Source organism: Natronomonas pharaonis DSM 2160, assembly GCF_000026045.1.
GTDB lineage: Archaea > Halobacteriota > Halobacteria > Halobacteriales > Haloarculaceae > Natronomonas > Natronomonas pharaonis.
The window spans coordinates 1,474,869-1,495,763 of the sequence record NC_007426.1; the positions used below are offsets into that span (position 1 = coordinate 1,474,869).

A 20,895-nucleotide genomic window follows, 5' to 3' on the forward strand; every position below is an offset into this window, starting at 1 on the left:
GCCATGTGAGCAAAAAGCATATCTCCGGTGCGTCCTGACTCAACACATCAGGATGAACGAGGTCCAACTCGAAGTCGCAAAAGCGTACCCGAACGATTCGGGACGGGGCATCGCCCGCCTCGACCCCGATACGCTTTTGCATCTCAAACTGTCGCCCGGGGATATCATCGAAATCGAGGGCGCGGAGACGACCGCGGCGAAGGTCTGGCGGGCTGACCGGCAGGACTGGAACACCGACACGGTCCGCATTGACGGCTTCACCCGTCAGAACGCCGATGTCGGTATCGGCGAGCGGGTGACGATTCGGAAGGCCGATGCGACCAAGGCCGACAAGCTCGTGCTCGCGCCGCCGGAGGACGCCTCCGTCCAGTTCGGCAGCGACGCTGCCGGGATGGTCAAACGGCAGATTCTCAAGCGGCCGGTCGTCGAACGCGACATCGTGCCCGTGATGAGTTCGACCAACCACCCGTTCATGCGGTCGCCGGGGCAGGCGATTCCGCTCATCGCCGTCGAAACCGACCCCGACGGCGTCTGCCTCATCACCGAAGACACCGAGGTCGAACTCCGCGAGGAGCCGATTTCCGGCTTCGAAAAGACCGGCGGTGGCATCACCTACGAGGACATCGGCGGCCTGCAAAACGAGATTCAGCGCGTCCGCGAGATGGTCGAGCTGCCGATGAAGCACCCCCAGATATTCAAGAAGCTCGGCATCGAGCCGCCGCAGGGGGTGCTGTTGCACGGCCCGCCCGGAACCGGGAAGACGCTGCTGGCGAAGGCCGTCGCCAACGAAACCTCGGCCAGCTTCTTCTCGATTGCCGGCCCAGAGATTATCTCGAAGTACTACGGCGAATCCGAACAGCAGCTCCGGGAGATATTCGAGGACGCTACCGAGGAGTCGCCGTCTATCATCTTCATCGACGAACTCGACTCCATCGCCCCCAAACGGGAGGACGTCACCGGCGAGGTCGAACGTCGTGTTGTCGCCCAACTGCTGACGATGATGGACGGCCTCGAATCCCGCGGGCAGGTCATCGTCATCGCGGCGACGAACCGCGTCGACTCCGTCGACCCGGCGCTCCGTCGCCCCGGGCGCTTCGACCGTGAAATCGAAATCGGCGTCCCCGACGAGACCGGCCGGAAGGAGATTCTCCAGATTCACACCCGTGGGATGCCGCTTGCCGACGACGTCGACCTCGACAAGATGGCCGACGAAACCCACGGCTTCGTCGGCGCGGACATCGAGAGCCTGACGAAGGAGGCCGCGATGAAGGCGCTCCGGCGGTACCTCCCGGAAATCGACCTCGACGAGGAGGACATCCCGCCGAGCCTCATCGACCGGATGATAATCAAGCGCCAGGACTTCCGCGGCGCGCTCAACGAGGTCGACCCCTCCGCGATGCGGGAGGTGCTGGTCGAGCTGCCGAAAGTCTCTTGGGACGACGTGGGTGGCCTGACAGAAGCCAAAGAGCAGGTCCAAGAGTCCGTCGAATGGCCGATGAACGCCGGCGAGAAGTTCTCGCGGATGGGCATCGAGCCGCCGTCGGGGGTGCTGTTGTACGGCCCACCCGGCACCGGGAAGACCCTGATGGCGAAGGCCGTCGCCAACGAGACGAACGCCAACTTCATCTCGGTTCGGGGGCCACAGCTGCTCTCGAAGTGGGTCGGCGAAAGCGAAAAGGCCATCCGCCAGACCTTCCGGAAGGCCCGGCAGGTCTCGCCGACGATTATCTTCTTCGACGAACTGGACTCGCTTGCGCCCGGTCGGGGCGGCGAGGTCGGCTCGAACGTCTCCGAGCGCGTGGTCAACCAACTGTTGACCGAACTCGACGGCCTCGAAGAGATGGACGACGTGATGGTCATCGGCGCGACGAACCGACCGGACATGATAGACCCGGCGCTCATCCGTAGCGGCCGCTTCGACCGCCTCGTGATGGTCGGCGAGCCGGACCTCGACGGCCGGGAGAAAATCCTCCGCATCCACACCGGTGATACGCCGCTTGCGCCGGATGTGAGCCTCCGGGAGCTGGCCGAAATGACCGACGGCTACGTCGGCTCCGACCTGGAGTCGATTACCCGCGAGGCCGCTATCGAGGCGCTCCGCGAAGACGACGACGCCGAAGCAGTCGAGATGCGTCACTTCCGGGAGGCGGTCGAGTCGGTCCGACCGACAATCACCGACGACATCCGCAACTACTACGAGCAAATCGAAGAGGAGTTCCGCGGCGGCACCCCCGACGGCAGACGCCAGAGCGGCGGCCGAATCGGCTTCCAGTAAGAAGCCCCCAGCGCGGGCTCACCGCCCGAGTTCGTCGGCTATCGTCCGCGCCTTGATGACGACGAAGCCGCTGGCGATGAGGACGAAGCCGGCGACCATTCCGGCAGTGAGCGTTTCTCCGAGCAGTGCGATGCCGCCGAGCGTCGCAACCACCGGCACGACGTAGGAAACGAGGTTGATTTCCAGCGGTCCGAACCGCTCTAAGAGCGTGAAGTAGACGACGTAGCCGACAGCGCTGGCAAACACTGCTAAATAGACAACTGACACGACGGCGACCGCCGACGGTGTCGCATGCGCCAGCCGCTCGCCGGCGACGAAGCTCCCGGCGTGGAGCAAGAGCCCTCCGACGACCATCGCCCATGCGGTCATCGGCGCGACGCCGACCGTCGGCGTGCGACGACGGAGGAGAACGCTGCCGAGCGCAACGCTGAGCGCCGCCGCGACGACGAAGGCAACGCCGACAAGCTGTGCCGAAAGGAGTCCCTCCGGGTCGGGGCGTGCGATGACGGCGACACCAACGAGACCGAGGGCGACGCCGACGATACGCCGCGCCGACAGCGGTTCAGCCGGCAGCAGGACGGCCGCCAGCGCGGTCGTCAACACCGGAATGAGTGCATAGATGATGGCGGCGACGCCGCTGGGGACGGTCTGTTGGCCGACAAAGAGCAGGCTGTTGCCGGCAATCAGGAACGCACCGGCAATCAGGATGGCAAGGGCGTCTTCGCCGGTTCGAGGACGCCAATCTGCGCCGCGGGCGGCGAGGAACGCGAGCAAGACGACGCCGCCGACATCGTATCGCAGCGCCGCAAACAGCAGCGGCGGCAGTGCTTCGAGCCCAGCGCTGATAGCGGGGAACGAAAACCCCCACAGCGCCGCAAGCAAAAAGAACAACCCGAGGTTCCGGAGCGGTCTCATCGACTGCTCCCGAGACGGCAGGAGCTACGCCTCCGGGTCGGCGGTGCGGCGTTCCGCGACAAATGGGAGCGTCTCCTCGTGGTGGTGTCTATTTGGGGTTGCACAGGTGTTGAAACGGCGGCTCAGAGCGAGGCGTCGTCACAAGGGGCTCGGAGCGGGGGTAACGAGCCTCATCACAGCCGCCACCCGTTGTAGACGGCGGTGGGATTTGTACCCTACGCGTCGTCGCCGACGACGAGTTGCTTTTCGTAGTCGGTGAGGTTCTCGTAGCCGTCCTCGGTGACAACGACGAGGTCTTCGATGCGGACGCCGCCAACCGTCGGGTCGTACAGCCCCGGCTCGACGGTGATGATATGGCCGGGCTTCAGTTCGGCGTCCTGCTCGGAGACGCGGGGCGACTCGTGAACGTCGAGGCCGACGCCGTGGCCGGTCGTGTGGATGAATCCGGTCTCGGTTTCGGGGTCGGACCGCAGCGTCGGCTCGCCGGCTGCCTCATACACCTCACAGACGGCGGCATGGACCTCGCTGCCCGAAGCGCCGGCTTCGATGGCATCGAGAGCCGCCTGCTGGGCCTCGTGGGTGAGGTCGTACCATTCTTCGACCGTCTCGTCCGGCTCGCCGACGCAGAACGTCCGGGTCATGTCGGCGTGGTAGCCTGTCTCCTTCGAGCGCGGGAAGATGTCGACGATTATCGGCTCGCCGGCTTCGAGCGGGCCGGAGCCGCGGTCGTGGGGGTCGGCGGCATCGCGACCGCAGGCGACGATGGTTTCATCGAGGGCGCAGTCCTGCCGCAGCAGCTCGATTTCGATTTCCCGTTTGACGCGTTCGGACGTGAGCGGCTCGCCGTCGTAGAGGAGCGTTCCGTCCTCGGCGGCCGCGGCTTCGAGCAACGATTCAGCGCGGGCCATCGCCGCCTCGTTGGCTCGCTGCGCGGCACGGATGTTGTCGATTTCGGCGTCCGTCTTCGTCGCACGGATGGACTGGACAACGCCGTCGTAGTCGACATCGACGACAACACCCTGTTCACGGAGCCCGTCAGCGGTGCCGGCCGGGCACGCTTCCGGTACCGCTACCGATTCGACGCCGTGGGCATCGAGAAACGCCGCCAGCGTCCGGTGCTTACCGGTTGTCGGGCCGTACTCGGCGATGTTCTCGCGGTGGTCGTACTCCGTGTGGCGGGCGACGGAATCAGCACGGGCAGTTCGTTGAGCGCGTCCGTACTCCAGCGCCGAGACAAGGAGATGCGTCTCACCGGTGTACAGCGTCACGAACGGGTCCGGCGCGGTGAAGCCGGAGAGATACCGCTGGTCGGACGTCTCGCCGTCAGCCTCGATCAGGTAGCCGTCGACGTCGGCCTCCTCGATGTAGGCATCCAGCTTCGAAAGGTCGGGGTTCATATTCGAAGGAGGGCTGGCGGCCACAAAGCCTTGGCTCTTTTTACCTTGCTGAATGTCCGTCTTGGCCGGGCTGTCCCCGGAGCCGGCAGGCATTTGCCGGCGGGCCCCGAGACGGCGCGTATGGACGCCCACATTACGCCATCTACCGTCAACGGGACGGTCCGTGCGCCGCCGTCAAAGAGCTACACCCACCGCGCGATTCTCGCGGCCGGATACGGCGACGGCGCGACAGTCAAGAACCCGCTTTTCAGTGCTGACACCCGTGCCACCGCGCGTGCTGTCGAGGCCTACGGCGGCACGACCGAGCAAGCAGATGACGACCTCGAAGTCACCGGCTTCGACGGCACTCCGGGGACGCCGAAGGATGTCATCAACTGCGCCAACAGCGGAACGACGATGCGCCTGACGACCGCCACCGGCGCACTCGTCGACGGACTAGCGGTGCTGACCGGTGACGAATCGCTGCGGTCGCGGCCGCAAGGACCACTGCTTGATGCGCTCGACCAGCTCGGTGCCCGCGCGGAATCGACCCGCGAGAACGGACAGGCACCGCTTGTCGTCGGCGGCGACATCGACGGCGGCGAGCTTGCCATCCGTGGCGATGTCTCCTCACAATACATCACCGGCCTCCTGATGGCCGGAGCAGTCACCGAATCGGGAATCGATATCGAACTGACGACGGCGCTCAAGTCCGCACCGTACGTCGACATCACGCTGGAGGTACTGGCGGATTTCGGGGTTGACGCCGAAGTCATCGGTGGCGACGACTCCGAGGTGCGGTCGGCGGGAGCCGACGGCTTCCGTGTCGACGGCGGACAGAGCTACGCGCCGACCGACGGGACCTACCACGTCCCGGGCGATTTCTCGTCGATGTCGTATCTGCTCGCCGCGGGGGCGCTCGCCGCAGACGAGGAGGTCGTCGTTGCGGGCGCTCATCCGAGCGCACAGGGCGACGCCGCAATCGTGTCCATACTCGAATCGATGGGCGCTGACATCGAATGGAACCGCGACGATGGCCGTATTACTGTCCGCCAGTCGTCGCTTTCCGGTGTCGAGGTCGGTGTCGCCGACACACCCGACCTGCTGCCGACGATTGCCGTCCTCGGGGCGGCCGCCGACGGCGAGACGCGAATCACCGACTGCGAGCACGTCCGGCTCAAAGAAACCGACCGCGTGGCTGCGATGGCGACAGAACTGGAGCGCCTCGGCGTCGAGACAGACGAATACGAGGACGAACTCGTCGTCTACGGCGGCGGCATCGACGGCGGTACCGTCGCCGGCCACGACGACCACCGCATCGTCATGTCGCTTGCGGTCGCCGGGCTGGTCGCCGACGGCGAGGTGACAATCAAAAACGCCGACCACGTCGATGTCTCCTTCCCGTCGTTTTTCGAGACGCTCGCCGACCTAGGTGTCGGCGTAGAAACTGGAGCCTGAAGCAGCGTCTACGGACTCACCGCCGCTTGCGGGCAACCCCGTGGGCAGCGTTGCGCGCGTCAGTCGTCGGCGTAACTTCCATGAACGCCGCGTTCTCGCGGGCGGTTTCGAGGTCGTGTGCGCCGGCGTAGGAAAGCCCCGAACGGATACCGGCAGCGAACTCGTCGAGGCGTTCGTTGACTGGTCCGACGTACTCGGTGACGGCCTCGACGCCCTCGTCGGCGACGACATCGACGTCCTTGTCCTCGCGGTCCTCAGCCGCCGCGGCGGTCGACATTCCCCGCGAGCGCTTGTAGGTCTGGCCGTCTATTTCGACGGTTTCGCCGGGCGATTCGTCACAGCCGGCGAAGTAGCCACCCATCATCACGGCATCGGCCCCTGCCAAAAGCGACTTGACCGCATCGCCGGATGACTGAATGCCGCCGTCGGCGATGACGGTGACATCGGCCGCCGACGCAGCGTCGGCACATCGGTCGACGGCGGTGAACTGTGGCACGCCGAATCCGGTTACCTCACGCGTCGTACAGTGGGAGCCGGGGCCGACACCGACCTTGACGCAGTCAGCGCCTGCCTCGGCGAGGTCCGCGACACCGTCCGGGGTGGCGACGTTGCCCGCACAGAGTGCCGTCTCCGGGAACGCCGATGCCAGTTCGGCGGTCACATCGAGCGTCCGTTCCATGTGCCCGTGAGCGACATCGACGACGAGCATGTCGACGCCGGCCTCGACGAGTGCTGCCGCGCGTTCGGTGTGCGGTTCGGCGATACCGACCGCCGCCGCGACCGGGACGCCGTCGTCTGCGACCGACGCGACCATCGCTGCCTGCTCTTCGGCCGGCAGGAAGCGGTGGAGGACGCCGAGCCCGCCGGCCTCGCCGACGGCCCGCGCCATCTCGGCTTCGGTGACGGTATCCATCGCAGCGGTCGTTACCGGTAGCGACAGCGTGAGCCCGTCGGCAAGCGTCGTCGTTAGCTCGACGTTATCGCGGCTGTCGACCGGCGACCGTTGCGGGACGAGCAGCACGTCGTCGTAGGAGAGTCCAGTTCGTTCGGGCATACACAAACCTTCACCGGATAGCTGAGGGCAACGAATAAGTCCGTCGTTCTGTCGCCGGAGTGGAAAGGCTAAACCCCCACCGGTACAACTGGCCAGTAATGAACGGAAACAGCTTCGGGCGGCTCTTTCAGGTGACGACCTACGGCGAGAGCCACGGCGACGCGATGGGCGTCACCGTCTCGGGCTGTCCGGCCGGCGTCGAACTCGACGAAGAAGCCATCCAGTACGAACTCGACCGCCGCAAACCGGGGCAATCGAAGATTACGACCTCTCGCGGCGAACCCGACGAGGTGACGATAAACTCCGGGACGCTGGAGGGATATACGACCGGCACGCCGATCGGTATGGTGATTCAGAACAAGGACGCCCGCTCGGGCAAATACGAGCCGTTCATCACCGCGCCGCGGCCGAGCCACGGTGATTTCACCTACTCGGCGAAGTTCGGGACGCGGAACTGGGGCGGCGGCGGCCGGTCGTCGGCCCGCGAGACAGTCAACTGGGTCGCGGCTGGCGCGGTCGCAAAGCAGGTCCTCGAACAGTCCGAGCACGATGTCGAAATCAAGGCCCACGTCAACCAGATCGGCGACATCGAGGCCCCGCCGGTCTCCTTCGAGGAGATGGTCGAGCACAGCGAGGAAAACGAGGTCCGGTGTGGCCACCCTGAAACCGCAGCGCGGATGCGGGAGCGCATCGACGAGTACCAAGAGGCAGGTGATTCAATCGGCGGCGCAATCGAGTTCGAGGTTCGCGGCGTCCCCCGCGGGCTGGGCGCGCCGCGCTTCGATTCCTTCGAGGCTCGCCTCGGAAAGGCGATGCTCTCGGTTCCGGCAACCACGGCCTTCGAGCTCGGTCTCGGGCGAGAGGCGCGGGAGTACACCGGCTCCGAGCGCAACGACGAGTGGGCCTTCGACGAGGGTGACCGCCCCGAGGCGGTCAGCGACGAGGGGGACCCGGTTCCCGTCGAGAACGACCACGGCGGGCTTCAGGGCGGCATTACGACCGGCCTCCCGATATACGGCGAAGTGACGCTGCACGCGCCGACATCGATTCCGAAAGGCCAGCAAACCGCCGACTGGGAGACAGACGAGATTGTCGACGACGCCCAGGTCATCGGCCGACACGACCCCGTGCTGCCGCCGCGCGGCGTCCCGGTCGTCGAAGCGATGCTGTACCTGACGGTGCTTGATTTCATGCTTCTCGGCGGGCGCATCAACCCTGACCGAATCGACGACAGCCCCGGCGAGTACGACACCGACTACCACCCATCGAGCCCGCGAAACGAGTAGTCGACGCCGCGGCTCACGGAGCGCTCGTTGCGAGGGCAGAACGGTTTCGCCACAACACGGTGGCGACGATGAAACAGACAAGAACACCGAACAGATGCGTTGCTATCTCTATGTCTAACAGTACTGTAGAGACCGTGCTACCACCACCCGTCGGAGACCACAGAACACCGAGGAGCAGGTTGTGTATCCCCATCACCGGGTCGGGTGCCGGAACGGTCGTATTAAATAGCTCGGTTGCAAGCTCGGGGGCAACCTCCCAAAGAAGCCGCTGTACAAAGCCAAGCCCACTGACAACGCCGCCGGCAGCGAATATCACCGCCGCAAGGCCGATTCCGCGGCTGTCACGGAGCACAATTCCGCTGGCGGCACCGAACCACAGGAGCAAGAATAGCCACTCAACTGCACCGGGGTCGAACCGCTGGAATACGTCCATCGTCGCGAGCGCCACGATACCGCCGGCCGCAGCGAGGCTTAGTGCGATACCAGCGTAGTGTGTCAGCGTCCAATCATCGCTGGAGGCTCCAGCGGCGTCGGCGTCAGGAGATGTCTCAACCGATGAGGACTGCAGGCTGCTGTCAGGGGCTGCCGACTGGAATTGGGCCCCGCAGTTCGGACAGAACGTGTCATCCGCGTCGACCGATTCACCGCAGTTGCTACATTGTTGCATGTGCTCATGCGACACGTGTTCTGGGCAGGACTAATAGCTGTCCCCGAGGTAGCAGGAGAAGGATGCGGTGGGACTGGGATTTGAACCCAGGAGGCTTGCGCCATCTGCTTTCAAGGCAGACGCAATGGGCCACTCTGCCATCCCACCGGGCAGTGTGCCTCCGTCCGTCAGTTTGCCATCGGAAGTGTTGAACCTATCGCTCTCCGCTCGGCATTGCAGTCGCTTTCAGTTCAGACCAAACTGAGCCCGTCGTCGTCGGTGACCACCTCGTATGGCATCCCGTCGATCCACGCGGCGAAGTGTCGCGGGACGAGCTCGCCCGCGGTGTCGTGGGCGCGAACGGAGACAATCGCGTCGGCGAGTTCCTGTGGTGTTCGGACGGACTGCTTGGTTTCGAGAAACTCGACATCGTGGCCGGCATCGAGACACCGGTTTGTCAGCGTCTCGACTGCGGGCGCGGCATAGCAATCGGTGAAGTCGATGGGCTCGCCGAAGGCCGCGTAGTGGACACGACCGCCGGTCGACGGTCCGATGACGACATCACAGCTTCGGAGCTTCATCGCCGCGCTGTCGATGTCCGTTCGGGCGAACGTGGCGACTTCCGGGCGGATGATACCGACCGAGCTGAGTTCTTCTGTTTCAAGGAGGTGCGTCGCCGTGTTCCCGACCCGGCCGGCAAACGTCTCTCCGACCTGTACCTCGAATCGGGCGTCGTCCGTGTCGACGACATCGGCGATTGCTTCCCGGATGATAGCTTCCGCGTCGCCGTCGACGCCGACCGCCTCGGCCGGCCGATAGTTGACGAGGAGTTCGCCGCCGCTTCCGTCGACGGCTTCGACGGTATCACACAACAGGGCGGTATAGAGGTCGGCGGCATCCTCCGGCGACACGGGCGTCCCCTCAACGAGTTCCGGAAGGACAGCCCCAGGCTGCGGCGGGTCACAGAGCACTGCGACGGTTGTCATACCGGAGGCACGGGTCGTCGCGTCTTTGCCTTTGGGAACGAGGCGGCTCGCAGGTTTGTCGCGAGCGGGCGGATTTATATCGGTGGCCGAGAACTACCGGATATGGAGTGGACGAAACCACTGTCGGCGGCGCTTGCGGTCCTCATTGCGCTGCTGGCGGTCGGCTCCGCCGTACAGCTCGGACAGACTACCTTCACGACCGGTCCCGACGTAATCGAATCCATCGCGACGATTGTGTTTGTCGGCGTTGTCGTTGTCGCAGCAATCGCCGTCGGTGCCCGGGGCGGACAGTGGCTCGACAACCCCGGCTACTGGTAGCACCGGCAGCGTCGTCCCGACATTCTGACTAGTTTGACGATTCGTTTGCGCGTTCTCGCGCTACTCCGTTCGTTTTCGTTGCTGTTCTTTTCAGCCCCGAGGCAGAAGTGACGAGCCGGAGGGAAGCAACGGCTTGGGATAGCGGTCGCCACTGAGTAGAAGAGATGTGCGGTGACCGAAAGAGCCGGTCGCCGTACGACGCAGTCGGGTCGTTATTCGAGTTCGTCGGCGATTTCGTCGGCGTCGATGTCGGCCTCTTCGAGCGCCTCTTCGAGGTCGACGTCTTCGCCGCCAGCACCGCCCATGCCACCCATCATGCCGCCCATGCCCATCCCCATGCCGCCGCCGTCGAGGATTTCCTGGATGAGGATGCGGTCGATGTCGGTGAGGTCGATGACCTGCTGTGCGATCTGCTGTTTCTGCATCATCCACTGCTGGTTCATCGACAGCTGCGGCGTCGATTCGACGTAGAGGGTCCGTTTTTCGACCGTCTCAGTGACCGTTTCGGGCTCGGCGTCCTCGTCGTCTTCGTCAGGCTCCTCGACGCGGGTTTCTTCGACTTCGTCGGTTTCGACCCACATGTCGAGGTCGAGGTCGAGAAACATACCGAGCAGACCTTCGGCCTGTTCGAGGTCGCCCTCGACAGTTTCGAGGACTTCGTAGTTGTATTCGATGTCCTCGCCGGCGAGCGGGTGGTTGAAGTCTACTCGGGCGCGGCCGCCGATGATGGTTTCGAGAACGCCCTGCTGGCCGTCAATCTGGATTCGGGCACCGGGATAGCGGTCGTCCTCGTCGATTTTGTCCGCGGAGACGGTGCGGACTTCCTCCTCGTCGTATTCGCCGAAGGCCTCCTCGGACTCGACGACGACGGAGCCTTCGTCACCGACCTCCTTGCCACGGATATCGTCTTCAACATCCGGGAAGAGGTGGCCCTCGCCGAGCACGATGACGCGGGGCTCGAACTCGCCTTGGTCGGCGACGCCTTCCTCTTCGGCAACGTCTTCGTCGGTCGTGTCGACGAGCTGGTCTTCCTCGACGGTGCGGGCGGTGTAGTCGATGCGGATGAAGTCGCCGTCCTGCAGTCCGTCAACGTCCTGCGTGTCGGCGTCGGCTTCTTCGCTTTCGGCCGCGTCGGTCTCTTCGACCGCCTCGGATTCGTCACTCATACTCGCTACGACAGTCGTCCCACCCTTAACAATCACGTTTCACGGCCGCCGAGACGCGGCGCTTTTGTCCCTGTGTCGTGAGGCTCCGGTCATGTACGAAGTCGAGTTGAAGGTACAGACCGACCACGAGCCGGTCCGAAGCCGGCTTTCGGAGCTTGAGGCCGAGCCGCTCGGGGCTGTCACGCAGGTCGACACCTACTACGACCATCCGGTCAGGGAGTTCGGAGAGACGGACGAAGCGCTCCGTATCCGTCGCGAGCGACAGGACGGGGACGCGGAGGCGCGGGTGACGTACAAGGGGCCGCTTGTTGAGGCGGCTTCGAAGACCCGTCGAGAGCTCGAAACCGCGGTCGAGGACGGCGAGACGATGGCCGGCGTGCTCGAAGCAGTCGGCTTCGAGCCAGCGGCAACCGTCGAAAAAACGCGGGAGCGGTTCGAGTACGACGGCTACACCGTCACGCTAGATTCGGTCACGGGGCTGGGGGAGTTCGTCGAGGTTGAGACGGAAGCCGGAGAAATCGAGCCCGCTCGTGAGGGGGCGGTTGCGGTGCTGACAGCACTGGGACTCGACGCCGACGAACAGGTGCGGACATCGTACCTAGGGCTGTTGCTGGACGAAGACGGGGATTGACTGGACTGGAGTATGCTGCTTTCCTGTGTTCGTCGCTGCAGCGTCTCGTTCTGTGCTTCCCGTGGTGCGGTTAGGAGTCTGTGGTGTGGTCGGTAGTCTGTGGTGTGGTCAGTAGTCCGCAGCGCTGCCGGTGTACGGACACCCCTCATTTCGTCTGTTCTTGGCAATGGAGGGGTACCGTATTCGGATGGGACGTGGGGTTGATGCGCAGGCCCACACCCCTCGTTTCGTCTGTTCTTCTCAAAAGAAGAGGGAGAGAAGTGGAGGAGAAAGAAGTTGAGGGAGAGAAGTGGAGGGAGAAAAGGAGAGGAAGAAAAAGAGATAGAGAAGGGAAGGAAGTGGAGAAAAAGAGGAGGGTGAGAGAATGCAAGGGAAACAGAGCGGGAGCAAGATGGAACAAAAAGACGAGGAGGACACCAAAGAGCTGAAAGGGCAAAAAAGAAAAACGAAAACAGCTTCATACGAAACACCCGAAACAGACGAACGCTACTTTTATTAGGTGCCGTTCTGTTTGCGACCTTACGTGAGATGACTGAGGACCTGTTTTCCGAGATGACAGAGACGCTCTTCGAGGACAAATCGATTCTGTCGGAGGAGTACCGGCCCGATGTCATCGTCGAGCGGGACGACGAGATCGACGCCTATCGGACCGCACTCAAGGACGTGCTGTTCGGCCGAAACCCATCGAACGTATTTATATACGGAAAAACCGGTGTCGGAAAGACGGCTGTCACGGAGTACATTATGAACGCTCTGCAGACGGAGGTTTCACGCCGGGACGCCGCCGACGAGCTACACGTCCACTTTCGCAACTGTAACGGAGACACCGTCTACCGGACAGTCCGGGCGCTTGTCAACAGTATCCGGGGACACAACCGGGAGAAGTTCCCCGAAACCGGCCTCTCGACTTCACACGCGCTTGAGACGCTCTACGAGGAGATGGACTCTCTCGGCGGGACGTTCCTGTTTGTCCTCGACGAAATCGACCATCTGTCAGACCCGAACACACTGCTCTATGAACTCCCGCGTGCCCGCTCAAACGGTCATCTTGAGAATGCCCGTGTCGGTGTCATCGGCATCAGTAACAACTACACGTTCCGGTCGTCGCTCAGTCCGAAAGTCAAAGACACGCTGATGGAAAAGGAAATCGCCTTCTCGCCGTACGACGCAGGCGAACTGCAGTCGATTCTCACCGCCCGCGCGGAGAAGGCGCTCGTCGACGGTGCGTGTGAGGAGTCGGCGATTCGTCTCGCAGCGGCCAAAGCCGCAAAGGATACGGGAAGTGCCCGACAGGCGATTGACCTGCTTCGGGAGGGTGGTGACGTTGCCGAAGAACACGGCGCAGAGGCCATCACTGATAGCCACATCGAGGTCGCCTCCGAGCGCGTCCAGCGTGGCCGCGTCCAAAACAAGCTTCGGGACCAGACGATGCACGGACAGCTCATCTTGGAGGCGATAGCCCGCCTCGAAGCGGACGGCGAGGCACCAGTCCGTTCCAAGGAAGTCCAAGACAGCTACGAGCGGGTGGCGGGACGCTGGAGCCGCGACCCACTGACGACGCTGAAAAGCATTCAGAACCACCTCGCTGACCTGACGATGCTCGGCTTTCTCGAACGGACCGAGCAAAACGAGGGTCGAGCCGGCGGTGTGCACTACCAGTACGAATTGACTCTCGACCCCGAAATCGTCCTCGAGACACGAGCGTCCATCGAGACGGACGCTTGAGCATTCCATCGGCGTTGCTGCCGAGTTAAAGCGTCCGTGTCTCGCGGGGCCTCGAATTGAATCCGGGAGCCCGCATAGTTCTAATGTTCGGGGAATATACCCGTACACATGGCCATCATTGCAGCGGTGGACAGCTCTGACCGAGCCATCGCAGTAGTGGAACGAGCGAGTGAACTGAGTCGGGAGTACGGTGTCGCTCTCCACGTCGTTCACGTCGCTGAGCCAACCGTTGATTTCCGGGAAGAACTCATCGACGTCTCCGCCGACGCGCTTAATCCGGAAGGCGGAGAGGTCCCAAAGCAGCGTCTCGACGACCTCCGGACGGCGGCGGCGGAAACGGCAGCGGCAGCGGCCGCCGATGTAGACGACCTCGAAGCATACGAGGCGGTCGGACTCGTCGGGAACCCAGCGACGGCCATCAAACAGTATGCTTCAGAGCACGATGCCGAGTACATAGTGGTCAGCGGCCGAAAGCGTCATCCACTCGGACAGGCGCTGTTCGGGAGCGTGACGCAGGCCCTGTTGCTGAACGCCAACCGGCCGGTAGTCGCAGTGCCCCACGACCGAGCGGATTCGTAGCCGTCCCTACCGACCGTGGCCAGTCGGACGGAATACATCCTGACGAAACCTGAGGACGCCACCGCTCTTGGCTTCAGGCCGGGGTGACTGCCGTGGCCGCCGTGACGACTTCCGCTTTACGCTGCTGTCGTCTCCAGCCTACTCGGTCGCTTCGTTCTCTCATCGAGACCGGAAGCTCCACCGCGGAGCCGCTTGGTTGCACCGCACGACTGCCGGGGGCATCCAACGACAAGAACAGACGAAACGAGGGGTGTTCGCTCGTTCGATACCCCCTCCGCACTCGACAGAACAGACGAAATGAGGGGTGCGGCCCTGTATAATGCGTGTTAGTTATCTCCAAATGATATTTGGTTTCCGTAAGTTATAGAACCGGTCGAGGGGTATGAAGCCGTAATGAGCGACCGAAACATCCGCGTCGAGCCCGTTGTCGGCCGCGCGGTAGAAGAGCAGGACGTCGAAATCGTCGAGCGGAAAGGGCTAGGTCACCCCGATTCTCTCTGTGACGGTATCGCCGAGCACGTCTCGCAGGCGCTGGCGCGGGCGTACATCGACCGCGTCGGGAAGGTTCTCCACTACAACACCGACGAGACGCAGCTTGTCGCTGGGACCGCAGCGCCGGCGTTCGGCGGCGGTGAAGTTGTCGACCCCATTTACCTTCTCATCACGGGGCGTGCGACGAAAGAGTACGAGGGCACGAAGATTCCCGCCGAAACCATCGCGCTCCGCGCTGCTCGGGAGTATATCAACGAAACCCTTCCGTTCCTCGAGTTCGGCACCGACGTTGTCGTCGATGTCAAACTCGGCGAGGGGTCCGGCGACCTCCAAGAAGTGTTCGGCGAGGACGGCAAGCAGGTGCCGATGTCGAACGATACGTCCTTCGGCGTCGGCCATGCGCCGCTGACTGAGACCGAGCGCATCGTCCTCGAAGCCGAGCGGGCGCTGAACGGCGACTACAGTGACGACAACCCCGCCGTTGGACAGGACATCAAGGTGATGGGCAAGCGTGAGGGCGACGACATCGACGTGACCGTCGCCGTCGCGATGGTCGACCGATATGTCGACGACCTCGACGGCTACGAGGCGGCCGTCGCCGGTGTCCGTGAGTTCGTTGCCGACCTCGCGACCGACTACACCGACCGGAACGTGTCGGTCCATGTCAACACCGCTGACGATTACGACGAGGGTGCCATCTACCTGACGACGACCGGGACATCCGCCGAACAGGGCGACGACGGCTCCGTCGGCCGCGGCAACCGCTCGAACGGGCTCATCACCCCGAACCGCTCGATGTCGATGGAAGCGACTTCGGGGAAGAATCCGGTCAACCACATCGGGAAGATTTACAACCTCCTGTCGACCGAAATCGCCCGCACCGTCGTCGACGAGGTCGATGGCATCCGGGAGATTCGCATTCGGCTGCTCTCGCAGATCGGTCAGCCCATCGACAAGCCCCACGTTGCCGACGCGAACCTCGTCACCGAGGATGGCATCGAAATCGCCGACATCGAAGACGAGGTCGAGGCCATCATCGACGCCGAACTGGAAAACGTCACGTCGATAACCGAGCGGGTAATCGACGGCGAGTTGACGACGTTCTGACGGGCTGCAAAGCAGAACCGTCTGCGCCGTCGCTGCCACCGATATCGACATCGCTCCGAAACCGATTTTTTCCGTCACCCGAAGGTGACGCACATGGCGCGTGTCTGTCTCGTGGGGGCCGACGACGTAGAGCTTCGGTACGAACTGCTGAGCCGTGAGACGGCCCGCGAGGCGCTCGCGACCTACAATCTCACTGAGCCGTACGAGAACACTGTCGCCGCCGAAACAGTCTCGCTCGGCAGCGCAGTCGCTCTATTGAACGACCTCAACTGGTATCTCGTCCGGTTTGCCGAGTCCGCTCTCGTATTGGAGCCGTCGGTCAGCGACACGGAGTGGCTCTCACGGACCGTAGCAGCAGGCATTCGCGATGACGACATCTCGCCGGCGGAGACGGGACAGTTGCTCAAACTATATGCCGTCGTCGATGGCACGCTCTATGACCCAATATATGTCACGCGGGACGCGATGGACGGTGACCCACCGACTCACGAACGGGAAGCTGAGGACGCTGGCGGAACTGTCGTCGTCCGGGTCGCTGAATCGGAGTTTGAGGGGTGAACTGCCCGGCTACTCTCGGCGGCGAGCGGTGCGTTGCCGGCAAGTAGGGCGCAAAAGGGTCGGCTACAGTTCGACGCCGCTCGGAATAAGGCTCTCCTCGCGCAACAGATTCCCGTCAGCATCGTAGACGAGCAGCGTTGATGCCTTGTGGGCATCGAGCTGTGTGCCGTCTTCGTCCTCAATGACAATGCGGAAGTGGCCGTCCTCGGGGTCGTCGGCGTCGCGGGCGCTCTCGACGAGCTCTGAGACGAGCCCGGCGTCGGCGTTGACTTCAAGGACGTACTCGCCAGTAACGCGGTCCGCGACGGCGAGGACGCCGCTTGGGTCGTCGATATCGATCGGCTCCTGTAGCCGGTAGGCGACATCGAGACCGTCCTCTTCGAGCGGCGTTCCGTCGTCGTGGAGCCGCTCGGCCAGTTCTTCGGTCGGTCCCTCGTAGCCCACGACCAGCGTTGGCGTCGCTGGGTCGTCGGCTTCCGTGCCCTGTTTGCTCAGAGTGAAGTAATCACGCCGCATCCTGCTTGTGGCCTACCGTAGGACCGCCGAACGAATGAACTTGACGCCGGCGGCGGTCGGCTCATTGGCGGATACCGCAGCCGACATTTATTAGGCCTGTTTTCGTCTATCAACACACCGTCAGAGACCGGGCTTCGAAGATGGCATCTAATCACACGGACAGTCGGCTCGAGTCGCTCCGTCGGCAGCTACGACGCACAGCGGAGCTACTACAGGGAACGACCGTTCCGGGCGGTGCGTATCGACCGAGCGACCACAGCCCGATAGTCGGGGATCACGATGTTGATGGCCGGGTCGTGGACCAGTACTGGCTGAACGCCCCCTTTTCATACGCCGTTATCAGCTACGACGAGACCGAAAGCCAGCACCGATATCACGCTATCGAGCCCGACCTCGACCGATTCGAGAGCGACCTGCTCGAGACACTGTACGACGACGTTCGCGCCCCGCTACTGTATGAGAAACGAGACGAACCGCCCGAGGAGGCGCTCCGTCAGGAGCTTCGCCGACGCCTCCAGCAGTACGGAACGAATATCGACACGGCGACGGTTTATCGCCTCTTCTACTATCTATACCGCCGGTTTCAGGGCTTCGGACGGCTTGACCCACTGATGTACGACCCACACATTGAGGATATCTCCTGTGACGGCTACGAGCTGCCGCTGTACATCTACCACGATGACTATCAAGATATCGAGTCGAACATCACCTTCGACCGGGACGAGCTCGATAACTACATCATCCGGATGGCCCAGCAATCCGGTCGGCACATCTCCGTCGGTAATCCCATCGTCGAGACGACGCTGCAGGATGGGTCCCGTGCTGAACTGGCGCTCGGTGAGGAAGTCACTCCTCGCGGGTCGGCGTTTACCGTCCGGAAATACAGCGACGAGCCGTTCACCCCTATCGACCTGTTGGAGTACGGTACCTACTCGCTCGAGCAGATGGCATATCTCTGGATGGCCATCGAGCACAACAAGAACATCGTCTTCGCTGGCGGGACAGCATCCGGCAAGACGACGTCGATGAACGCTATCTCAATGTTCATCCCGCCGCGGTCGAAGCTGATTACCATCGAGGACACCCGGGAGCTGTCGCTGTACCACGACAACTGGCTCTCGTGTGTCACCCGCGAACGGCTCGACGAAGGAGCCGACGTGACGATGTACGACCTGCTCCGGTCTTCGCTCCGCCATCGCCCCGAGTACATCATCGTCGGTGAGGTGCGTGGTGAAGAGGCCATTACGCTGTTTCAGGCGATGAACACCGGTCACACAACGCTGTCGACGATGCACGCCGACTCGGTGCAGACAGTCATCAACCGGCTCGAAAACGAGCCCATCAACGTGCCGCGACCGATGGTCCAGTCGCTGGACGTGCTCTGTGTCCAGACGCTCGCCCGCTTCGGCGGCGAGCGGGTCCGCCGCGCGAGCACCATCGCCGAAATCGAGGGTATCGACCAGCGAACCGGCGAACTCGACTACACCAACGCGTATCGGTGGGAATCGGGGTCCGACGAGTTCCGGGAAGGGACCCGAAGCTTGATGGATGAAATCCGAGAGGAGCGTGGCTGGTCGCAGTCGGAGCTGCTTCGCGAACTGCAGCGGCGGCGGCTGGTGTTGCAGTTCCTGCAGGAACGGGGTGTCAACGAGTACCAGCGGTTTACAGCCATGGTCAACCGGTACTACGCCTCGCCGGATACGGTGATGCAACGCATTGAGGAAGCGGAGACGGACCTCGACACCGACCTCGATGACAAATCGGACCAACAGCAAGCATAATGTTCCGGTTCCTCCCGCTTGTCGCCGCGGTGGGTGTCACGGCCGTTCTTGTTGCGGCCCCTTTCATCGGCCGTATCGATACAATGGTCTCGCGGTTGGCGTTTCGGCTCTTCGACGGCCGGTCGATATCGGCTCCGCCTCAGCGAACGAAGCTGCTTCGCGGGGCGGCAATCGGGACTCCCTACCGCGAGTACGCCACGAAGACCTATTTTTATATCGTCTTCGCGGCCGCAGTGGGTGCCGTTTTCGGGGTTTACGCCGGTGCTGGGGTGTTCGCACTCGTGGAAACGTACGGCCCCGGCGTCCCGACAGTGCTACCGACCGTCTTCGGGCTGGATGGCACTCGGCTCGCACTGTTGCTCCTCACCAGCGGGCTCGTCGGCTCACTGGCTGCGGGCGGAGCGTATGCGGCCCGATGGCGGCTGCCATCCATCCGTGCCGACGCCAGACAGCGGCAGATAGACGCCAGCCTGCCGCGGATGGTCGCCTTTACGTATGCGCTCACCCGCGGCGGGATGTCGTTTCCCGATGTGCTTCGGACGCTCTCACAGAACGAGGATGTCTTCGGTGAGGGGGCCGCCGAGATCGGCGTCGTTGTCAGGCGGATGGACCTGTTCAACGTCGACCTCGTAACAGCGGTCCAAGACATCTCACAGCAGACACCCTCCGAACAGTTCGCACAGTTCTCCGAGAACCTCGTCAGCGTACTCCAGAGCGGCCAGAACGTTTCGACGTTTCTCCGCGAACAGTACGAGCGGTACCGCGACGAGGCCGAAGAACAGCAGAAAGAAATTCTTGAGTTACTCGCGACGGCAGCCGAGGTCTACGTTACCGTCATCGTCGCTGGGATGCTGTTTCTGGTCACGATACTGCTCATCATCGGGCTGACCGTCGGTGAGACGCTGTTTATTATGCAGGCCATCGCCTATGTCATCATCCCAGCAGCGAACCTGCTGATACTGTCGTATCTGCTCGAAATTACCCAACCCCTCCGGACGGGAGGCGAGGCCCGACAGCTCCTCGGTGTCGGTGGTGCGGCAACGCCACAAGAAGTCGTCGACACCAGCAGTGAGTACCACCACCCGCAGTCGGCTGAAAACCACGAGCGTCTCGACGCCTACCGTCGCATCCAGTCGATTCAGGAGACGCTTGCGAGTCCGGTGCAGTCGCTGGTTACCCGTCCGACCCTGCTGCTCTACGTAACGGTGCCAATTGCCCTCGTCGTCACCGCCTATCGGCTGCCGGGGGCAATCGCCGGCGGCAGCATCGACATCGAGGTGCTTGACGACATCCTCATTCAAGCGGCCATCTTCCTGATGGGAACCTTCGCCGTCGTCTACGAGGTAAGCAAATACCGACTCCGGCGACTGGAGCAGGCCGTTCCGGACTTCCTCGACCGGCTCGCCAGCCTCAACGAGGCCGGCATTTCCGTCGTCTCGTCGCTGGACCGCGTCCGTGACAGCGATGTCGGCGCACTCGACGACGAAGTAAACCGCATCTGGCGGGACATCGAATGGGGTGCGACCGTCGAACAATCGCTAAACCGGTTTGAAAGCCGGGTCAAGACCCCATCTGTCACTCGCGTGGTGACGCTGATCACGAATTCGATGCGGGCCTCCAACGAAATCGGCCCGGTTCTCAGAATCGCCGCCGAGCAAGCACGCTCCGACCTCCGGCTCCGGCGACAGCGTCGCCAGGAGATGCTCACCTACCTCGTGGTCATCTACGTCTCGTTTCTGGTCTTTTTGATCGTCATTCTCGCACTCGATTATGTGCTCATCCCGAGCCTGCCGGATGCCGAAGCGCTCGCCGGGCCTGAGGGCGCACCAGCAATGCTCGGAGGCTTTGAGGGGGGCGATGAAGAGGCCTACCAGCTCATCTTCTTCCACACCGCCGTCATCCAGTCGACGCTCTCTGGGGTTGTCGGCGGCGTCATGGGGGGCGGCTCGATAAAAGACGGTATGAAGCATTCGACGGCCATGCTGACAATAACGTATGTGCTGTTGACCCTGCTGTAGGCGCTGTG

General features: G+C 63.0%; 19 protein-coding genes and 1 tRNA gene. 12 read left to right on the forward strand and 8 right to left on the reverse strand.

Annotated elements, in window-relative coordinates; translation table 11 throughout:
* Positions 1 to 52 precede the first annotated feature (52 nt).
* On the forward strand, positions 53 to 2,275 hold the full coding sequence (locus NP_RS07590) for a CDC48 family AAA ATPase (RefSeq protein ID WP_011323249.1): 2,223 nt from the start codon (positions 53 to 55) through the stop codon (positions 2,273 to 2,275).
* Positions 2,276 to 2,293: 18 nt separating this feature from the next.
* Here NP_RS07590 and NP_RS07595 read toward each other — a convergent pair whose 3' ends face one another.
* Positions 2,294 to 3,190, reverse strand: coding sequence for a DMT family transporter (locus tag NP_RS07595; RefSeq protein ID WP_011323250.1), 897 nt, complete (start codon positions 3,188 to 3,190; stop codon positions 2,294 to 2,296).
* Positions 3,191 to 3,405: 215 nt separating this feature from the next.
* The gene (locus NP_RS07600; RefSeq protein ID WP_011323251.1) at positions 3,406 to 4,587 is read right to left on the reverse strand and encodes a M24 family metallopeptidase; all 1,182 of its coding nucleotides are present in this window, start codon (positions 4,585 to 4,587) and stop codon (positions 3,406 to 3,408) included.
* A 120-nt stretch (positions 4,588 to 4,707) separates the two neighbouring features.
* On the opposite strand from NP_RS07600, the gene aroA reads away from it, so the two are divergent.
* Complete coding sequence (gene aroA / locus NP_RS07605) at positions 4,708 to 6,024, forward strand: 3-phosphoshikimate 1-carboxyvinyltransferase (protein ID WP_011323252.1); 1,317 nt, start codon at positions 4,708 to 4,710, stop codon at positions 6,022 to 6,024.
* Between the two features lie 16 nt (positions 6,025 to 6,040).
* Here the strand turns inward: aroA and NP_RS07610 are convergent, their stop codons facing one another.
* Positions 6,041 to 7,078, reverse strand: a complete 1,038-nt coding sequence (locus NP_RS07610) for a guanosine monophosphate reductase (protein ID WP_011323253.1) — start codon at positions 7,076 to 7,078, stop codon at positions 6,041 to 6,043.
* Positions 7,079 to 7,176: 98 nt separating this feature from the next.
* Here NP_RS07610 and aroC point away from each other — a divergent pair, with 98 nt between their 5' ends.
* Complete coding sequence (gene aroC / locus NP_RS07615; protein WP_011323254.1) at positions 7,177 to 8,364, forward strand: chorismate synthase; 1,188 nt, start codon at positions 7,177 to 7,179, stop codon at positions 8,362 to 8,364.
* Between the two features lie 13 nt (positions 8,365 to 8,377).
* Here aroC and NP_RS07620 read toward each other — a convergent pair whose 3' ends face one another.
* The 3 genes from NP_RS07620 to NP_RS07630 form a co-directional block, all read right to left on the reverse strand.
* The gene (locus NP_RS07620) at positions 8,378 to 9,031 is read right to left on the reverse strand and encodes a zinc ribbon domain-containing protein (RefSeq protein WP_011323255.1); all 654 of its coding nucleotides are present in this window, start codon (positions 9,029 to 9,031) and stop codon (positions 8,378 to 8,380) included.
* A gap of 65 nt (positions 9,032 to 9,096) precedes the next feature.
* A tRNA-Ser gene (locus tag NP_RS07625) sits at positions 9,097 to 9,178 on the reverse strand.
* Between the two features lie 83 nt (positions 9,179 to 9,261).
* Positions 9,262 to 9,996 carry a glycosyltransferase family protein gene (locus NP_RS07630; protein ID WP_011323256.1) on the reverse strand — a complete coding sequence of 245 codons (735 nt, stop codon included), beginning with the start codon at positions 9,994 to 9,996 and terminating at the stop codon, positions 9,262 to 9,264.
* 102 nt (positions 9,997 to 10,098) lie between these two features.
* Here NP_RS07630 and NP_RS07635 point away from each other — a divergent pair, with 102 nt between their 5' ends.
* Positions 10,099 to 10,314: a hypothetical protein gene (locus tag NP_RS07635; protein ID WP_011323257.1), complete on the forward strand. Its 216-nt coding sequence runs from the start codon at positions 10,099 to 10,101 to the stop codon at positions 10,312 to 10,314.
* A 212-nt stretch (positions 10,315 to 10,526) separates the two neighbouring features.
* Here NP_RS07635 and NP_RS07640 read toward each other — a convergent pair whose 3' ends face one another.
* The gene (locus NP_RS07640; protein WP_011323258.1) at positions 10,527 to 11,480 is read right to left on the reverse strand and encodes an FKBP-type peptidyl-prolyl cis-trans isomerase; all 954 of its coding nucleotides are present in this window, start codon (positions 11,478 to 11,480) and stop codon (positions 10,527 to 10,529) included.
* A gap of 91 nt (positions 11,481 to 11,571) precedes the next feature.
* Between NP_RS07640 and cyaB the strand changes: the two genes are divergently transcribed.
* The 6 genes from cyaB to NP_RS07665 all read left to right on the forward strand — a co-directional run bounded on the left by cyaB (position 11,572) and on the right by NP_RS07665 (position 16,572).
* Positions 11,572 to 12,111: a class IV adenylate cyclase gene (gene cyaB, locus NP_RS07645; protein ID WP_011323259.1), complete on the forward strand. Its 540-nt coding sequence runs from the start codon at positions 11,572 to 11,574 to the stop codon at positions 12,109 to 12,111.
* Between the two features lie 203 nt (positions 12,112 to 12,314).
* Positions 12,315 to 12,539 (forward strand): hypothetical protein, encoded by a 225-nt coding sequence (locus tag NP_RS14405; RefSeq protein WP_148215444.1) that lies wholly within the window; start codon positions 12,315 to 12,317, stop codon positions 12,537 to 12,539.
* Positions 12,540 to 12,639: 100 nt separating this feature from the next.
* Positions 12,640 to 13,836: an orc1/cdc6 family replication initiation protein gene (locus tag NP_RS07650; protein ID WP_011323261.1), complete on the forward strand. Its 1,197-nt coding sequence runs from the start codon at positions 12,640 to 12,642 to the stop codon at positions 13,834 to 13,836.
* A 108-nt stretch (positions 13,837 to 13,944) separates the two neighbouring features.
* Entirely contained in the window at positions 13,945 to 14,415 is a 471-nt protein-coding gene (locus NP_RS07655; protein ID WP_011323262.1) for a universal stress protein, read from the forward strand.
* 393 nt (positions 14,416 to 14,808) lie between these two features.
* The gene (locus NP_RS07660) at positions 14,809 to 16,014 is read left to right on the forward strand and encodes a methionine adenosyltransferase (protein ID WP_011323263.1); all 1,206 of its coding nucleotides are present in this window, start codon (positions 14,809 to 14,811) and stop codon (positions 16,012 to 16,014) included.
* 93 nt (positions 16,015 to 16,107) lie between these two features.
* Positions 16,108 to 16,572 (forward strand): DUF5804 family protein, encoded by a 465-nt coding sequence (locus tag NP_RS07665; protein ID WP_011323264.1) that lies wholly within the window; start codon positions 16,108 to 16,110, stop codon positions 16,570 to 16,572.
* Positions 16,573 to 16,635: 63 nt separating this feature from the next.
* Here the strand turns inward: NP_RS07665 and NP_RS07670 are convergent, their stop codons facing one another.
* Positions 16,636 to 17,088 carry a DUF5793 family protein gene (locus NP_RS07670; RefSeq protein ID WP_011323265.1) on the reverse strand — a complete coding sequence of 151 codons (453 nt, stop codon included), beginning with the start codon at positions 17,086 to 17,088 and terminating at the stop codon, positions 16,636 to 16,638.
* A 140-nt stretch (positions 17,089 to 17,228) separates the two neighbouring features.
* On the opposite strand from NP_RS07670, the gene NP_RS07675 reads away from it, so the two are divergent.
* Positions 17,229 to 18,869, forward strand: a complete 1,641-nt coding sequence (locus tag NP_RS07675; protein WP_011323266.1) for a type II/IV secretion system ATPase subunit — start codon at positions 17,229 to 17,231, stop codon at positions 18,867 to 18,869.
* Positions 18,869 to 20,887, forward strand: coding sequence for a type II secretion system F family protein (locus tag NP_RS07680; protein ID WP_011323267.1), 2,019 nt, complete (start codon positions 18,869 to 18,871; stop codon positions 20,885 to 20,887). Before NP_RS07675 ends, NP_RS07680 begins: the two co-directional genes overlap by 1 nt.
* The last annotated feature ends 8 nt before the right edge of the window (positions 20,888 to 20,895 follow it).

Bases quoted from the DNA above. Each gene is read 5' to 3' on its own strand.
- NP_RS07590 (WP_011323249.1), top strand. From the start codon at position 53: ATGAACGAGGTCCAACTCGAAGTCGCAAAAGCGTACCCGAACGATTCG.
- NP_RS07595 (WP_011323250.1), bottom strand. From the start codon at position 3,190: ATGAGACCGCTCCGGAACCTCGGGTTGTTCTTTTTGCTTGCGGCGCTG.
- NP_RS07600 (WP_011323251.1), bottom strand. From the start codon at position 4,587: ATGAACCCCGACCTTTCGAAGCTGGATGCCTACATCGAGGAGGCCGAC.
- aroA (WP_011323252.1), top strand. From the start codon at position 4,708: ATGGACGCCCACATTACGCCATCTACCGTCAACGGGACGGTCCGTGCG.
- NP_RS07610 (WP_011323253.1), bottom strand. From the start codon at position 7,078: ATGCCCGAACGAACTGGACTCTCCTACGACGACGTGCTGCTCGTCCCG.
- aroC (WP_011323254.1), top strand. From the start codon at position 7,177: ATGAACGGAAACAGCTTCGGGCGGCTCTTTCAGGTGACGACCTACGGC.
- NP_RS07620 (WP_011323255.1), bottom strand. From the start codon at position 9,031: ATGCAACAATGTAGCAACTGCGGTGAATCGGTCGACGCGGATGACACG.
- NP_RS07630 (WP_011323256.1), bottom strand. From the start codon at position 9,996: ATGACAACCGTCGCAGTGCTCTGTGACCCGCCGCAGCCTGGGGCTGTC.
- NP_RS07635 (WP_011323257.1), top strand. From the start codon at position 10,099: ATGGAGTGGACGAAACCACTGTCGGCGGCGCTTGCGGTCCTCATTGCG.
- NP_RS07640 (WP_011323258.1), bottom strand. From the start codon at position 11,480: ATGAGTGACGAATCCGAGGCGGTCGAAGAGACCGACGCGGCCGAAAGC.
- cyaB (WP_011323259.1), top strand. From the start codon at position 11,572: ATGTACGAAGTCGAGTTGAAGGTACAGACCGACCACGAGCCGGTCCGA.
- NP_RS14405 (WP_148215444.1), top strand. From the start codon at position 12,315: ATGCGCAGGCCCACACCCCTCGTTTCGTCTGTTCTTCTCAAAAGAAGA.
- NP_RS07650 (WP_011323261.1), top strand. From the start codon at position 12,640: ATGACTGAGGACCTGTTTTCCGAGATGACAGAGACGCTCTTCGAGGAC.
- NP_RS07655 (WP_011323262.1), top strand. From the start codon at position 13,945: ATGGCCATCATTGCAGCGGTGGACAGCTCTGACCGAGCCATCGCAGTA.
- NP_RS07660 (WP_011323263.1), top strand. From the start codon at position 14,809: ATGAGCGACCGAAACATCCGCGTCGAGCCCGTTGTCGGCCGCGCGGTA.
- NP_RS07665 (WP_011323264.1), top strand. From the start codon at position 16,108: ATGGCGCGTGTCTGTCTCGTGGGGGCCGACGACGTAGAGCTTCGGTAC.
- NP_RS07670 (WP_011323265.1), bottom strand. From the start codon at position 17,088: ATGCGGCGTGATTACTTCACTCTGAGCAAACAGGGCACGGAAGCCGAC.
- NP_RS07675 (WP_011323266.1), top strand. From the start codon at position 17,229: ATGGCATCTAATCACACGGACAGTCGGCTCGAGTCGCTCCGTCGGCAG.
- NP_RS07680 (WP_011323267.1), top strand. From the start codon at position 18,869: ATGTTCCGGTTCCTCCCGCTTGTCGCCGCGGTGGGTGTCACGGCCGTT.